Source organism: Aureispira sp. CCB-QB1 (genome assembly GCF_000724545.1).
Classification (GTDB): Bacteria; Bacteroidota; Bacteroidia; order Chitinophagales; family Saprospiraceae; genus Aureispira.
The window spans coordinates 1-15,804 of the sequence record NZ_JHBV01000048.1 but is presented as its reverse complement, the minus strand read 5'-3'; the positions used below and the strand labels follow the sequence as shown (position 1 = coordinate 15,804).

General features: G+C 33.3%; 16 protein-coding genes. 12 read left to right on the top strand and 4 right to left on the bottom strand.

Annotated features, from left to right (window positions below; translation table 11 throughout):
• The 3 genes from CG11_RS25285 to CG11_RS25275 all read right to left on the bottom strand — a co-directional run.
• Positions 1–201: hypothetical protein (locus CG11_RS25285; protein WP_156039899.1), on the bottom strand; the 201-nt coding region annotated here is incomplete at its 3' end.
• Positions 202–234: 33 nt separating this feature from the next.
• Positions 235–540 carry a hypothetical protein gene (locus tag CG11_RS25280; RefSeq protein WP_052599754.1) on the bottom strand — a complete coding sequence of 102 codons (306 nt, stop codon included), beginning with the start codon at positions 538–540 and terminating at the stop codon, positions 235–237.
• A 10-nt stretch (positions 541–550) separates the two neighbouring features.
• The gene (locus CG11_RS25275) at positions 551–826 is read right to left on the bottom strand and encodes a hypothetical protein (RefSeq protein ID WP_156039898.1); all 276 of its coding nucleotides are present in this window, start codon (positions 824–826) and stop codon (positions 551–553) included.
• A gap of 654 nt (positions 827–1,480) precedes the next feature.
• On the opposite strand from CG11_RS25275, the gene CG11_RS25265 reads away from it, so the two are divergent.
• The 12 genes from CG11_RS25265 to CG11_RS25210 all read left to right on the top strand — a co-directional run bounded on the left by CG11_RS25265 (position 1,481) and on the right by CG11_RS25210 (position 15,183).
• On the top strand, positions 1,481–1,897 hold the full coding sequence (locus CG11_RS25265) for a helix-turn-helix transcriptional regulator (RefSeq protein WP_052599751.1): 417 nt from the start codon (positions 1,481–1,483) through the stop codon (positions 1,895–1,897).
• A gap of 214 nt (positions 1,898–2,111) precedes the next feature.
• A complete protein-coding gene (locus CG11_RS25260; RefSeq protein ID WP_052599750.1) occupies positions 2,112–2,408 on the top strand; it encodes a hypothetical protein in 297 nt (98 codons plus the stop codon).
• A gap of 52 nt (positions 2,409–2,460) precedes the next feature.
• Positions 2,461–3,510 (top strand): PD-(D/E)XK nuclease family protein, encoded by a 1,050-nt coding sequence (locus tag CG11_RS25255; protein WP_052599749.1) that lies wholly within the window; start codon positions 2,461–2,463, stop codon positions 3,508–3,510.
• A 78-nt stretch (positions 3,511–3,588) separates the two neighbouring features.
• Positions 3,589–4,320 (top strand): hypothetical protein, encoded by a 732-nt coding sequence (locus tag CG11_RS25250; protein ID WP_052599748.1) that lies wholly within the window; start codon positions 3,589–3,591, stop codon positions 4,318–4,320.
• A gap of 123 nt (positions 4,321–4,443) precedes the next feature.
• On the top strand, positions 4,444–5,127 hold the full coding sequence (locus CG11_RS25245) for a calcium-binding EGF-like domain-containing protein (RefSeq protein ID WP_052599747.1): 684 nt from the start codon (positions 4,444–4,446) through the stop codon (positions 5,125–5,127).
• A gap of 53 nt (positions 5,128–5,180) precedes the next feature.
• A complete protein-coding gene (locus tag CG11_RS25240; protein ID WP_197043940.1) occupies positions 5,181–5,546 on the top strand; it encodes a hypothetical protein in 366 nt (121 codons plus the stop codon).
• A 4-nt stretch (positions 5,547–5,550) separates the two neighbouring features.
• Entirely contained in the window at positions 5,551–5,769 is a 219-nt protein-coding gene (locus CG11_RS25235) for a YHYH domain-containing protein (RefSeq protein ID WP_052599745.1), read from the top strand.
• 240 nt (positions 5,770–6,009) lie between these two features.
• Positions 6,010–7,815: a class I SAM-dependent DNA methyltransferase gene (locus tag CG11_RS25230; protein WP_052599744.1), complete on the top strand. Its 1,806-nt coding sequence runs from the start codon at positions 6,010–6,012 to the stop codon at positions 7,813–7,815.
• Positions 7,815–9,122, top strand: a complete 1,308-nt coding sequence (locus tag CG11_RS25225; protein WP_052599743.1) for a restriction endonuclease subunit S — start codon at positions 7,815–7,817, stop codon at positions 9,120–9,122. The genes CG11_RS25230 and CG11_RS25225 overlap by 1 nt, the downstream gene beginning before the upstream one ends.
• Positions 9,123–9,125: 3 nt before the next feature.
• Entirely contained in the window at positions 9,126–10,814 is a 1,689-nt protein-coding gene (locus tag CG11_RS25220; RefSeq protein WP_052599742.1) for a DUF262 domain-containing protein, read from the top strand.
• Between the two features lie 12 nt (positions 10,815–10,826).
• Positions 10,827–13,853 (top strand): type I restriction endonuclease subunit R, encoded by a 3,027-nt coding sequence (locus CG11_RS25215; protein ID WP_052599741.1) that lies wholly within the window; start codon positions 10,827–10,829, stop codon positions 13,851–13,853.
• Between the two features lie 256 nt (positions 13,854–14,109).
• A complete protein-coding gene (locus CG11_RS25210; protein WP_052599740.1) occupies positions 14,110–15,183 on the top strand; it encodes a protein kinase in 1,074 nt (357 codons plus the stop codon).
• 55 nt (positions 15,184–15,238) lie between these two features.
• Here CG11_RS25210 and CG11_RS25205 read toward each other — a convergent pair.
• Positions 15,239–15,804 (bottom strand): site-specific integrase (locus tag CG11_RS25205; protein WP_197043938.1); only part of this gene is annotated, 566 nt, incomplete at its 5' end.

Sequence of the window (15,804 nt, the reverse complement as noted above, 5' to 3'; positions counted from 1 at the left end):
CATTTGTCGTTTATACTCCACGAATTTGCTCATCACTTCTCCTGCTTTTTCTTTGTCTAAGGAAGGGTATGATGTTATACTGATCAAGGTAGAGCCTCGATCAGAAGGAGAAGCGTCTAAACTTCCTTGATATACCTTGTCCTTATCTTGTGCTCTGAACTCGTGTTTGTTCGATCTTATTTTTCTAAAGGTTACTAGCATAGGATGTTATTTTTCTAAATTTCAATAATTGATTTAATCAAAAGAAGCCCAATGTTGAAAGACCTTTTTTCGATAGGCTAAGACCTCTTTAAGGGCGAAAAACAGGCGGCTTTCCTTCTTATGTTTTCTGCCTGTTAGTTTGCCTTCATAATTGTACTTTCGAATTGTTCTTGGTTTGACACACAAAAGAATCGCTGCTTTCTCTGTGTTGACAAAATTCTGTTCAAATATTTTTCCGTTCTCTATCTCTTGTTCCAATAGCTCAATCGTTGCTCTCTGTTGTGCTATAATACGTTGGTACTCTGCTTCGGTTAACTGCTTTTCTTGTTGTCCATTCATACACCTTTTTTTAGTCCGCTTGAATTAATTGTTTGTATTCTCGAACCGTCAAAACATCAAAACCGATTTCGTATTGGTCCACCAGTTCCTTGATCGGCACTCCCAATACTTTTTCCAGTTTTTGAATCATTGACAGTTTCATTTTACTAGGTTTTTGCAAGCGCATGGTGGTCATGCGGGCACTTGCCTCTAATTGGCTCGGTAAAGTGTTAAAGTCTGCCACAGACATCGTATTTAACACATATTGGTAAAATGTTTGCTCTTCGTGGTTGATGTTTATTTCCATAGACTTAAATTTTGACATGGCTTCGCCCATACCGAATTGGGAACGGCACACACTACTTCTGATAAAATAAATTGGATTTTTAGCTCTAGCAAGGGGAATCGAACCCCTTGACCTCGGGACGTAAAGCCGCCTTCCAATAAGGCACTAGAATAGTGAACTATATTATTATTTTGATAGGCTTTGAAAGTGATAAAAAAAGGAAGCTCGCAGCTTGTCCACAAGCTTTCCTTGTTTAGAAACACTCAACTTGACCTATACTTAGCGCTGGACGCTAGAGATCGCTCTCTAGTTGCTGCCTCTTCCTCAAAAGGTCGCAATACCACACAGTACGCCCAATCATTTCACCCTCCTTTCCCTCAAAAGAAACATGAAAAACTATTTACATTTTTTTGTGATGTTTGGATATTTGTCTACATTGGTCTACATACGTTGACATGGGTAGCTAAATTTAGTTTAGATGCCCTACATCACTTTTTGTATTTTATAACTTTTGTTTAGGTATTTATTGTTAATTGTTTTTTGTTAAAACTGGAGTTTGTTTGCTTGACTAGCTCCCTTTGTCAAAACAAAACTAAGTATTCTAAACGAATAAAACAAGTTTTTTTTCAACATTTATTAAGTTGAAATACTTTCTTGTGCTTTATATTGTAATAAATGACTGAAAGAGAAAGAGTTGAAGAAGTGCGTCTTTTTTTTAGGTTTAAAAAAAAAGAGTTTGCTGAGTTATTAGGTCATGCCTATCCTCAGAATTATAGTAACTATTTGAATGGTAAGAGTAACCTGTCTATTAAAATGCTTAAGTCTATTAAAGAGTATAATTCTAATATCAGCACAGATTGGATTCTATATGGACAAGGTCAAATGCTTATTAAAAGCAATACTAATAATATTCAGAGTATTACAAATAAAGAGGGCACTATTAATCAAGTGAGTAATACAGGAAACAATACTAGTGTTTCTAATACATCAGAGGTTTTAAAGGTTAAGTTAGAGCATTTAATAAGAGAGAATGAGCATTTAAGACAATCACTAGAAGACAAAGAAGAAATTATCAGATTATTAAAACGATAAAAAGAGAAGGGAACATTGTTCCTTTTTTTTGACTAGTTACATATTAATTTTGACTATAAAATTCATTTTTCTATTAAAACTAAACCTATTATAATTTATAGCAAATGACTCGCAGCCAATACAATTTGAATTAGAAAAATACTTACGACCCCCAATATTTGACTAATCAAACGGTACGATTTTAAATTTGAGAGAGAACAGTAGAGTAGAATCCATGAGAGAAGCTTCGAGCAAGAACCCCGAATCTTCCACACTAATAGGAGAAAATGTTTACATCAAGGTTCATTGGTTTGTCCAATCTAATGAGCTGAAACTTGAACATTCTAATTTACAAAGCATCGTCAACACAAACGGTATGCTTCAGCACGTGTATAATAGTACGAACAAGGAAACAAGAGAAACAGCTCAAGAAGTTGCTTTCCTGAAAAAGGAAATTGAATACCTGAAACAAAGTTTGAAGGATAAAGAGGAGATTATTGCTTTGTTGAAGGATAAGTTGGAGAAAGGTTGATTTATTGATCTTGCATTACCTAGATATATGTTTTGTTTATAAAAATTATTTAATGGTTGAATTAGATAAAAAGATAAAGGAGGCAATAACAAATTTACCTGAGTTGAAAGTACAAGGCTATTCCATACTTGAAATTGCAGGGTTTCCTCATTATGAAAATGTGATAAGTAATTTGTTAGCATTCTATTTTGACTTTAATGAAAAGCATGGTCTTAAAGATTTGTTTATTAAAGCCCTTTTTAGCTCATTAAATTTAAGTAAGGAATACATATACTCTGATACGATTAATGTTTATAAAGAGGTCTTAACCAAAAAGAATAAAAGAATAGATTTAATCATTGAGTTAGATGAATATGTTATCGCTATAGAAAATAAGATATTTCATACACTAAATAATCCTCTAGATGACTATGAGAATTATATGAAACTAACTTATCCTGATAAAAAATGCATAGGGGTTCTATTGTCAATTCATCCTATAAAACTTAAAGCTAGATCTTTTTTTAAGCCTATTCTTTATCATAAATATTGCCGATCATTGTCAGCAAAACTGGGGCTTTATTTGACTACTTCAAATAACTTTCAAGCTTCTTTTGTTACGGATTTCATAAAGACGTTAGATAATCTAAAAAAAGATTCAATTATGAATAATGAAGTCATTGAATATATGTCAAATTATTATGATGAATTTGTAAAAATTCAAGAGTTGTTTACAGTTTATTTTAAAGAAGTTCATCAAAAGATGAATACTTTAGAAGAAGTCTTAGACTTGAAAAAATATACAAAATCGAGCAGAAGGCTAAAATCGAAAGATCAACTAAAGAACCTAATTATTTATAATTTAAAAGATTCTTATGAAACAAAAAATTCTCAATTAAAAGCTAAAATAACTCCTAAAGGCTGGACAATTGAGCTCTGGGGAACTAATCTATTGTCGAATAGAAAAAAAATGCTATTCGCTAATTTAAATGATTTCAAGGTAAATGAAAATAGTGTAGAATACGTCACTCTAAAAAAAGCTAAATATCAAACCCATCCTTCTGAATTTAAATATTTTATAGAGGGATCTATTAAGGAATTGTATAAAATAGATTTAGATTAAGATTTGTAGATAGATATTAGCCTATTGCTTAGAAGATAAAGAAATACAGTCATTGCTCCATCTAAAATATATCGTGTTATGAAAAGTAGTAAAAGCTTAGAAGATTATATAAAAGAGGCAGAGGAAAAGAAGTTGCCCAAAGAACTTATTAAGGGTTTGAAAGAACTTAGCCAGGCAGAGCAGAAACGCCAGGAAAAAATGAAAGGTCCTGGTCTTACAAAAACAATAAAAAAGCCAAAGCACAAGCTAAAACATAAGCGGAATAAAAAAGCCCTAAAAGCGAACCCGTATTTGGCTAAAAAGGTATTAGAGGAATTAGAAGAGAAAGGCAATGATTTATTGTATGAGAATCCTAACGATGACCGTATCGATGAAATTGATTCAATGATGGAAGAAATATCGGGAAAGGATCCTTCGGGGCAGTCTTATGGTACTCGCAATGGAGATGATTATGATTATACATATAGAGGAAAACTATTGCGGTTTAGTTTTACCAAAGGATTGCGAGAAAAATTAATTAAAGCGAATAAAAAGGCGAATAGTGGGAAATTGATTTGCCCACATTGTAAGAAAGAAATTGTTTTAGATAAGAATGGGAAAGAGGTTTGGATTTCCAAGAGTAAAAAGGAACATCGAACAGCTCCTCCTATAGATCATCACAATCCTGCTTGGTCAAAACGACTGGCTGATTTAGAGAAAAAGAACCTTCCTGTAGATAAAATGATGGTGGAGGGGCGAAAAATTTACAATGCTCTACCATTGAGGATTTTACACAAAACTTGTAATTCTTCTATTGGGGATCGTCATTGATGGAGTAGAGAAAGGTACTTTTTGTTTGCCTTTTTTTGCTTTTTTATATGTTTTTTATAAGAATAATTTTATAACTGATATAATAATTTATTGATAACCAAATTTTACAAAACAAATTAAACAATGAAGAACCTATTTTTAGCCCTATTGCCTTTGCTATTTGTAGCAACAGTTTTTAGTTCTTGTCAAAAAGACCCTGTAACTGCACCTGATCCTTGTGCAAATATTAGTTGTTTTAATGGTGGTGTTTGCCAAAATGGTACTTGTGATTGCCCTCCTGGGTTTAGTGGAGCACAATGTCAAATTGCCGACCCTTGCCATAATATTACTTGTTTGAATGGGGGGACTTGTGTTAATGGAAATTGTGATTGTCCTCCTGGTTATGGTGGTTCAGATTGTGGTACTGCTTTGACGCCTGTTTCTATGACTATTACGAGTGTAACGGTTACTAATTATCCTGCCACAAAACCATCTGGCTCAGGATGGGATTTAACTACAGGACCTGATTGTTTTCTTACAATCAATTCAGGAACATCTGCCAATCAAAACTCTTTTGTATCTGGTTACACTTATAATAACGTTGCAGCAGGAACACAAATGCCATTTAATACAGGTTTTCCAATTAGTCTAACTAGCCCCAATAGTGATTATGTTTTGGCTATATGGGACAACGATGCGCCTGATGCGGATGATTATATGGATGGTTTCCGATTTATTCCCAACAACTATAGTAGTGGTTTTCCTTCAACTCTATCTTTAAGTACTGCTACCTTTGCCGTTACTATTGATGTGACTTGGAATTTTTAGAATTGTTACAGCACCAAGTGGAATACCACTTGGTGCTGTTTTATAAAAATAAAATGATGGAACAAGAATATATAAGTGGGCAAGAGCTAAGTAATTTCGTCCATACTCATGATTTACAAGATCGCAATTCCAATTGTTTTTTTAAGGCACTTGTAACAATTACTACCAGTCAAAATAAGATTACAAACGAAGAAATGGAAGTAATGATTACTTTGGATGGTTATAACAGTACGGGAGAAGTTAGCCTGTTAGATCATAACTTAGATCCCTATTTATACCCAACTGTTTTTAAAGCAAAATATTCGCCAATAGAGCACATTAATAAGGAGTATCTAAAGATAATGGATACCCATAAGCAGAATCCTAAAATTGGAAAATATACCGTAAAAATTATTCCACTTAGAAGGTTAAAGGACTAGAGTTATGAAAGTAATTATTGTTGTTGTTATTTTTAGTATTGGAATTGGCGATACTTTGGCACATAGTGGTCGTACAGATCGACACGGTGGGCATTGGAATCGAAAAACAGGAACGTATCATTATCATCGTAAAAAAGAATCTAGTAATTTTTGGCTCTATACACTTTTGGGCGGAGGAGCTGGGGTATTCTTGCTATCTAGAAGCTCGGAGGAGAAGAAATGATTCGTACAACTTTTGAAGGATTTCTTTGCAAAATCATCTACATTTGTCTACATTGGTCTACATGAAGCAATAAACCATCAAGAGTCAAGTGAAGCTTATTGCGTTGCTTGGAAAGCATAAAAACAAAAGAGCATTTACGCTCTTTTGTTATATACATCTAGAAGGTTTATGCAAAAAAAGCTAACATTTTGAATGTGAGTATAGCTGAATTATTAATTGTAATGATAATAATAAGATAGAATGAATAGCTTTAAAGAAAAAGCGGATAAAATATGGGAAGTTGCCAACTTATTACGTGGTGATTACAAACGTTCTGACTATGGAAAGGTCATTTTACCAATGACTGTTCTTCGGCGATTAGATTGTGTGTTGGCTCCCAACAAACAAAAAGTACTAGACACGTTACCAAAAGTGGAAACAAGTGGCGAAATAGCAAAAGACAAAGTGCTAAATGTTGTTGCAGGTTTCAATTTCCACAACCGAAGTCAATTCGACTTTAATAAAATAATAGCAGACCCTAATAATGTTGCCGCCAATCTTAGAAACTATATCAATGGATTTTCTACCTCGGCACGTGAAATTATTGAATACTTTAACTTTGATGATCAAATTGATCGTATGGATGATCCCAAAGCGGATATTCTATATCGTGTGGTAAAAGCCTTTCAAGAAATTGACTTGATTGATATGGGATCCATGGAAATGGGCTATGTTTTCGAAGATTTAATCAGGCGTTTTGCAGAGCAATCGAATGAAACCGCAGGAGAGCATTTTACTCCTAGAGAGGTGATTAAGCTAATGGTGAATATCTTATTTAATGACGATAGCGATATGCTGACAAAAGAGGGGATTGTTAAAACCTTGTACGATCCTGCTTGTGGTACGGGGGGAATGCTTTCGATTGGCGAACAATATGTAAAAGAGCTTAATCCAAAGGCAGAACTAAAGGTTTTTGGGCAAGAAATTAATCCTGAATCTTATGCCATTTGCAAATCAGATATGTTGATCAAAGGACAAAACCCAAAGAATATAAAATTTGGAAATAGTTTTACTATTGATGGTTTGGAGGACGAAAAATTTGATTATATGCTTTCTAATCCTCCTTTTGGTGTGAACTGGAAAAAGGCTCAAAAGATCATTAAAACAGAGCATGAAAAGAAAGGTATGAATGGGCGTTTTGGTGCTGGTTTACCTCGCATCAATGATGGGTCGCTCTTGTTTTTGCAACATATGATTTCCAAAATGAAACCTACGGGAACTCGTATTGCGGTTGTTTTTAATGGGTCGCCTTTATTTTCGGGCGCTGCGGGAAGCGGTGAAAGTGAAATACGTAAATGGATTATTGAAAATGATTGGCTAGAAGCGATTATTGGATTGCCAGATCAGTTGTTTTACAATACGGGCATCTCTACTTATATTTGGATTATCAACAATAAAAAAACAGCGCAACGCAAAGGAAAAATACAACTCATTAATGCTACAGGTGCAAAAGAAGAAGCTTTGATGGCAAAAGGCTCTATAGCCTTTAACCGCTTTTGGAAAAAAATGGATAAAAGCTTGGGCAACAAACGCAAAGAAATTCTTGACCTTGAAAATAGAACCACTAGGGGTATTGGCTTTATCAGTGAACTATATGGCAATTTTAAAGAAAACGAATTCTCCAAAATATTTCCCAACGACTATTTTGCCTATTGGCGGATTACGGTAGAGCAACCCTTGAAAGATGTAAATGGAAAGGTGGTAAAGACAAAAGGCAAGCCAAAAGCTGACCCCAAATTGAGAGATTATGAAAACATACCCTTCCTAAGAAAAGAGAAATATGGTCCTTTAAAAGCACAAACGATAAAAGAATATTTTCAGAGAGAAGTTAAACCGCATTTACCTGAAGCATGGATTGATGAAAAGAAAACCAAAGTAGGCTATGAAATTAACTTTACCAAATACTTTTATGAGTTTAAACCGCTTCGCTCTTTAGCTGCGATCAGAGCTGATATTGAGGCTTTAGAAAGTTCTTCTTTAGAAAAACAAAAAACTATACTGGACTAATGAAGAGGTACGAAAAATATAAGGATAGTGGGATTGAGTGGATTGGTGAAATTCCTAAACATTGGGAGGTGAAGAAGTTAAATTGGTGCTTTAAAACAATAGGAAGTGGTACAACTCCAAAATCAGGTGATAAAGAATACTACTTTAATGGTGTATATAATTGGTTGCTAACAGGTGATTTAAATGATGGTGAAGTACACGAAACAACAAAAAAAATTACAGATAAAGCTCTTGAAGATTACTCAAGTCTGAAAGAATTTTCAGTAAACTCTATTGTAATAGCAATGTATGGTGCTACTATTGGTAAATTAGGAATTCTAAAAATCCCAACAACTGTAAACCAAGCTTGCTGTGTTTTCTCAGAGCCAATACATTTAAATTATAAATTTTTGTTTTACATTCTATTTAGTGCTAGACAAGAAATTATAAATTTAAGTTATGGAGGCGGACAGCCAAATATTAGTCAAGAAGTATTAAAACAATTCCGAGTTCAAGTTCCCCCACTTCAAGAACAAATAGCCATAGCCAACTACCTAGATCGAAAAACAGCAGATTTAGACCAATTAATAGCAGAAAAAGAGCAATTAATAAAACTCTACGAAGAAGAAAAAACGGCTATTATTAATCAAGCTGTTACTAAAGGGATAAATCCTGATGTAGCTTTGAAAGATAGTGGTATTGAATGGTTGGGGGATATTCCTGTGCATTGGGAGGTGAAGAAGTTGAATTGGTGTTTTAAGAATATAGGAAGCGGAACAACTCCTAAATCGGGTAATAAAGAATATTACTTTAATGGTGTTCACAATTGGCTTTTAACGGGGGACTTAAATGAAGGAGAAATATATAAAACTACAAAAAAAATTACGGATAAAGCTCTTGAAGATTATTCAAGTTTAAAAGAGTATCCAATAAATTCTATTGTAATTGCAATGTATGGTGCCACAATTGGTAAACTCGGAATATTAAAAATACCAACAACTGTTAATCAAGCTTGTTGTGTTTTTTCAGAACCTATTCTACTAACTTACAAGTTTGCTTTTTATATATTATTAAGTGCACGAGAAGAAATAATAAACATGAGTTATGGTGGTGGTCAACCCAATATTAGTCAGCTTTTATTAAGACAATTTAAAATTCAAGTTCCACCCAAAAATGAACAAACTACAATAGTAGCCTACATAGAGCAAGAAAGCCAAAGAATAAACACCAAAATAAAAAAGGCCAAACAATATATCAACCTATTAACAGAGTACCGCACAGCCCTAATTAGCGAAGTGGTAATAGGAAAAATAAAAGTAATCGATTAAGATATGAGCCGTCAAATGAATATAGACCCTAGTAATCAGACCTTCTCTGAATTAATGAGCAATAATACTAAATATATTGTGCCTCGTTTTCAAAGAGATTATTCATGGGAACAAGAACAATGGGAAGATCTTTGGAATGATATTCAAGAATTGGAGGGAGAAGGAGCTCATTATATGGGCTACATTGTATTACAACGAAAAGTCTCTAATGAATTTGAAGTAATAGATGGTCAACAAAGACTTGTAACATTAACATTATTGATACTAGCCTATATTCATAAATTACAATCCTTTATTGATAATGGCGAAGATGTTTCCAATAATAAAGAGCGATTAGAGTTAATGCAATCGAGCTTTATAGGGGTAAAAAGCTTAGTAACTTTAAGTGTAGACAGTAGGTTGACATTGAATAGAAATAATAAGAGATATTTCAAAAACATTTGCGATTCATTAAATCCTACTAATCCCATAGGTATATCAAAGAGTAATGATTTATTAAGAAAGGCATTTGAGTTCTTCAAATCTAAAATAACATTATCTACTGGTGTAGAAGTAGCAGAACATATTATAACTTTTACATCTGCTTTATTCTTTACTAAAATAACGGTATTAGATGGTATTAACGCCTATAAAGTTTTTGAAACGCTAAATGCTCGAGGTGTCATGCTATCGACCCCTGATTTGATAAAAAATTACATTTTCTCTATCATTGCACAAGTAGAAACTATTACTGAGACTGAACTGGATGAGTTAGATGAAAAATGGAGCGAAATCATCATTCAATTAGGAGAAAAGAACTTTACAGATTTTGTAAGATATTTGTATAATTCGGAGTATAGTTATGTTGCTAAGAAAGATTTATTTAAAAGCATCCGTAATAAATATCAAACTCCTCAAGCAGCATCCACTTACCTAACTAAACTATCGACTAATGCTTCTCTTTATACCTCTTTGTCAAAACCACATGATGAATGGTGGGTATCAACAGATAATACCTATTTAGGTGCAAAACCTTACTTAGAAGCATTTAAGTTATTTGGAATAAAACAACCCAATGTTATTCTATTAGCAGCTTATAACAAATTCACTCCTGATGAGTTTGTAAAAACTGCCAAATATCTTTATATGTTGTCTATTAGATATAACATTATTTGTAATTACTCTTCTAGTGAGCAAGAGAAAAAATACAATATTATTGCAAAAAAAATCACACGAGGAAATTATGAGAGAGCTAGCCATATAAAAAATAATAATGAATTTAAAGACCTTTATCCTAAAGATGATATCTTCAAAAATACTTTTGCTTTTTACAAAATGCCTAGTCGAAGATTTGCAAAAAAAATCAGGTTCTTATTAGCAGAAATAGAAAAAAGTCAATTTGGCAGAAGTGTAAATTATTTAGATGTAACACTAGAACATATATGCCCATACAATCCTAGTGAGGAATGGAGAGCTACTTTTGGTGAAGGAGTTCAAGATGTTTCAGATAGATTAGGGAATATGGTCTTATTAAATAGAGATGAACTCAAACGAGATCCTTTCAACGTAAAGCAAAGAGCTTATTTAGACAGTTCTATTCTTCTAACTCAGAAAGCGGGTATTTATGGAGAATGGAAACTAGCGAGTGTTAATGCCTATCAAGAAATTTTAGCTGATTTAGCTACTAAAACTTGGAAAGTAGATTATCAATAAAGCTGTAATATAATGAGCATCACAACAGAAAATACCTTTGAAACTGCCATAACACAAGCGTTAGTACAAAACGGAGGTTACACCCTTGGCGATTCTAAGACATATAGTACAGAATTAGGCTTTTTTAAAGACGAAATACTAGCCTTTTTACAACGATCTCAACCCAAAAAATGGGAGAAAATTTCTGCGATACATGGAGCAGATACTCAAAATCGAGTCCTACAACGCTTGTATAAAGAATTGGATTTAAGAGGTTGTTTGGATGTCTTGCGCAAAGGATTTGTAGATTATGGTGTTCGGTTTCAAATGGCATTTTTTAAACCAGTTTCAGGTTTAAATCCAGATGCTGTAGCCATGTACGAAACCAATAGTTTAAAAGTATATCGTCAAATTTATTACAGCAAAAGAAATAAAAATTCAGTAGATCTTGTTTTGGGATTAAATGGTTTGCCTTTAGCTACCTTAGAACTTAAAAACCAGTTTACAGGACAAAACGTTGGCCACGCAAAAAAGCAATATAAAGACACTAGAGACCCAAAAGAAATTCTATTTTCTTTCAAGAAAAGAACCTTAGTTCATTTTTCAGTCGATTCTGATGAGGTCTATATGACGACAAGATTAGACGGTTCCAAAACTTACTGGCTGCCTTTTAATCAAGGAAATAAGCACGGCAAAGGAAACCCAATTGATAAAAAAGGAGATTACCGCACGGCTTATTTATGGAATTATATTCTACAAAAAGACAGCTGGTTAGAAATATTCCAACGTTTTGTTCATTTACAAGTAGAAGATGTAATCAATAACGGAAAGGTCTACAAAAAGGAAAAAATGATTTTTCCACGTTACCACCAATTAGATGCCGTTAGAGAAATAACACAAGATGCTTTAACACATGGAGCAGGTAAAAACTATTTAGTGCAACATTCGGCAGGTTCAGGCAAAAGTAATTCTATTGCTTGGTTAGCCTATCGCTTAACCAGTTTACATAATGTTGCCAACAATCGTATTTTCGATTCTGTAATCGTAGTAACAGATAGACGAGTATTGGATCAACAATTACAAAATACCATTTATCAATTTGAACATAAGCAAGGAGTCGTTCAAAAGATAGATAAAGACAGTAGCCAATTAGCGGATGCGATTGCTAATGGAACGAATATTATCATTACAACACTTCAAAAATTTCCTTATATCGTTGATAAAGTTGGAGCTATCCTAAATCGAAATTATGCGGTTATTATCGACGAGGCTCATAGCTCACAAGGTGGTGAAGCTAGTAAAAAAATGAAAGAGGTTTTAGGTGTACTAGAAGAAGACGAAAATGCAGTAGAAGAACCTTATCCTAATTATGGTGAGGGAAGTGATGATGAAAGTATTTTAGGACAAGATTTAGTGAATAGTTTTATTGAAAAATCGGCACAAGCCAGAGGTCCACAAACCAATGTTTCGTTCTTTGCTTTTACAGCTACACCAAAGTATAAAACATTGCAAGTTTTTGGAGCTAAAGACAATGAAGGTAAACCAAAACCGTTTCATTTATATTCTATGCGACAAGCGATAGAAGAAGGTTTTATATTGGATGTTTTAAAAAACTATACTACCTACGATTTATATTTTAAGCTAACCAAAGCTATTGAAGAGGACCCACAACTCAATAAAAAGAAAGCGGCAAATGCTATTGGTAAATATGTCTCCTTGCACCCACATAATTTGGCTCAAAAGACAGAAATAATAATTGAGCATTTTAAAACCATCGTTTCTAAAAAAATTGGTGGCTTAGCCAAAGCAATGCTTGTTTGTGGTTCAAGACTTCATGCAAAGCGGTATTTTGAAGAATTTAATAGATATATAAAAGCAAAAGGCTATCAAAACGAATTAAAAGTTATCGTAGCTTTTTCAGGAAGACTAAAAGACCCTGAAGATATAAGTAAACCAGATGGTGTCTTAGAATCCGAATTAAACGGATTTAGAGAAAAGAAATTACCACAAATGTTTGATACAGAAGAATACAAAATTCTGATTGTAGCTGATAAGTATCAAACAGGATTTGACCAACCTTTATTGCATACTATGTATGTCGATAAAAAATTATCAGGTGTTAGAGCTGTTCAAACACTTTCTAGATTAAATAGGATGTGCAAAGGAAAAGAAGATACCTTTGTTTTAGATTTTGCTAATGATAGAGAAACAATTTTTCAATCCTTCCAACCTTATTACGAGGTAACTACCGTAACAGATGAAACGGACGTCAATCATTTATATGATTTAAAAGCACGCTTGGATGATTTTCAAGTATACTGGCAAGAGGAAATTGATGATTTTGCGAATGTCTATTTTCATCCAGGTACAAATTTAAATCAGGCTAAAAATCAGAGATATTTATACTCGTTTACAGACCCAGCTGTTGAGCGTTTTAACAACCTAGATCCAAAAGAGAAGCAAGACGAGTTTAAAAAGTCGCTTCGTTCTTGGACAAATCTTTATTCTTTTCTAGCGCAAATCATGCCTTTTGTAGATGCTGAATTTGAAAAATTTTATGCTTACGCTAAACTTTTACAAACTCGCTTTCCAAAGAAAGACTTATCAGAGGTATTTCAACTGTCTGATGAAGTAGCCTTGGAATATTATCGCTTAGAAAAAATAAAAGAAGGTTCTATTGACCTTTTAAAAGGAGAAGAAGGAGAATTGAATGGAACGACAGAAGCAGGATTAAAAAGAACAAAAGAGGAAGAAGCTTTACTTTCTGAAATCGTTTCTATTTTAAATGACCGTTTTGGAACAGAATTCGAAGAAGCTGATAAATTATTCTTCGACCAAATAGAAGCAGAATTGCTAGAAGATGAAAAATTACAAACTCAGGCAAAAGCTAATCAATTAGACACGTTCAAATATGCCTTTGAAGATATGTTTATGAATAAACTAATTGCTAGAATGGATCAAAATCAAGAGATTTTTGAAAAAATCTTAGAAGACAAAATGTTTGGAGATTTGATCAAAGAATTAATGATGAAAAAAATATATCGAAAGATGAATGAATAAGGTAGACCAAGTTTAATAAATTAGAAATTTACTTGTTCTGTCCCAATGGTTTAAAAAATACATTTAATGGATTGCCAAATAATAACAAAAGCCTTAAATATTAAAGTACTAGAGTTCTAAAAAAGTCTTGTTTTTAAATTGTTTTAGTTAAATATTTGCTATCCTATCGTTTATAATAATAACATATAATAATCAAGATACGTACGTATCCAAGAATAAAATCACTGCAAACAGAGACTCAATACTAATATGCTTAATGGAGAAAAATAACTTCTACGAGTTAGATAATACTAAAAAAGAGGAACTACTTCAAGGCTTTTTTGGCAGAGGAAAATGTACTTTTCATACTAGTGGAATGTGTGGAGAAATATTTCTTTTTGATAAAGCAGAAAATCTATATCCTCGTTATACTTGTATTAAAGTACCTAAACCAATGAAAGATGTTCCTAACAAAGAAATTACAAAGCGTTTTATTAAGGAATTAGAGCTTCAGCTTTCATTTTGTGATAACAAATTTGTCCATTCGCCATTTGATTTTGATGTCGTCTCTAACATTCCGATTGCTTCCTTTAGGTATTGGGGAAATGATTTGGCAAAGTTAATTAGATCACAGAAAGCAAGTCAAGTAACAAAATATTCACTTCTTATTTATATTTCCATTGGCTTAAAACATTGTTACAAAAAAGGAATGATTGCTCATCAAGATTTGAAACCAGCAAACATTTTCATTCGAAATGTAAAAAAAGAGTTTGTTGGTCTACCTGACCTAGATATATATGATTTTGCACTTGTTGCAGATTTTGGACTAGCGAATGCTTCTATTGATTCTCATTTTGGGGGGGCACGACCATATATGGCTCCTGAACAATGGCGAGAAACAAATTTAAGTCAATCAACAGATGTTTTTGCTTTGGGAGTTATCTTTTATGAGTTAATTACAAATGGATTTCACCCTGTTGGCATTGCACTTAGAGACTTTTGGCCAGTACCTAAAAATGGTAATACACTAAAATGGACTAAACCTAAACTTTGGAAGAAATGGATTAATAATGATTGTAAGATAAAGTTGCCTAATAATGTATCTATTGATGTAGATATTTTAAACTTTATCAAAAGAATGCTTTCCATAAATCCTCAGAATAGACCAAGTATAGATGATGTTATCCAATTCTTATTTGATCAAATAGATAATATAAGTCCAGAAAGCAATTCTAGGTTAAAGTTTATCATTGACCATTTTGAAAATCAATCTTCCCCAATGACTAATTTAAAGACTGAATGGTCATATTTATTCTCGAAATGGGAAAATCTTAAAAATCATTTCAAATGAAGTAACGTAAAAAAAACAAGTCACCCAACAACAGGGCAACTTGTTTTTTTACAACCTACCAATCCACGCTATCCAAAGCATCATTGACCAACTTATTCGACAAGTGCAAATAAATCATCGTCGTTTCAATTTTAGAATGTTGCAAAATCGCCTTTAAAATATGTAGCGGTACCTTAGAAGCCAAGTTTGTCGCAAAGGTATGTCGAGCGACATGGCTGGTTACCTTCTTTTGCAAGTGGGCACGTTGAGCAATAACCTTGAGCGTACGGTTAAAATATTGATTGCTGTAAGGATGAAAGACCGGACCACGAAGATAAAGTACCTGCTTTTTGTATTTTTGAATGATGGCTTCAGGCTTTCGTTCGTAGAGTTTGTATAGGGGAAGGATAAGTTGCTTATTGGTTTTTTGAGCAATGATATTCAAGACCAAGCCCTCCTTGGTCGCATCAATATTCTCATACTTCAAGTGAGCTGTATCGGCAAAGCGCAACCCCGTATAACACGAAAATAAAAACATATCCCGAATCAATTCCAAATAAAACTCCTCTTTAGAAAAGGTCAAGGCTTCTATTTGTTGGACTTCGTCAACAGTGAGTACCGTTCGCTCTGTTGGCACCAATT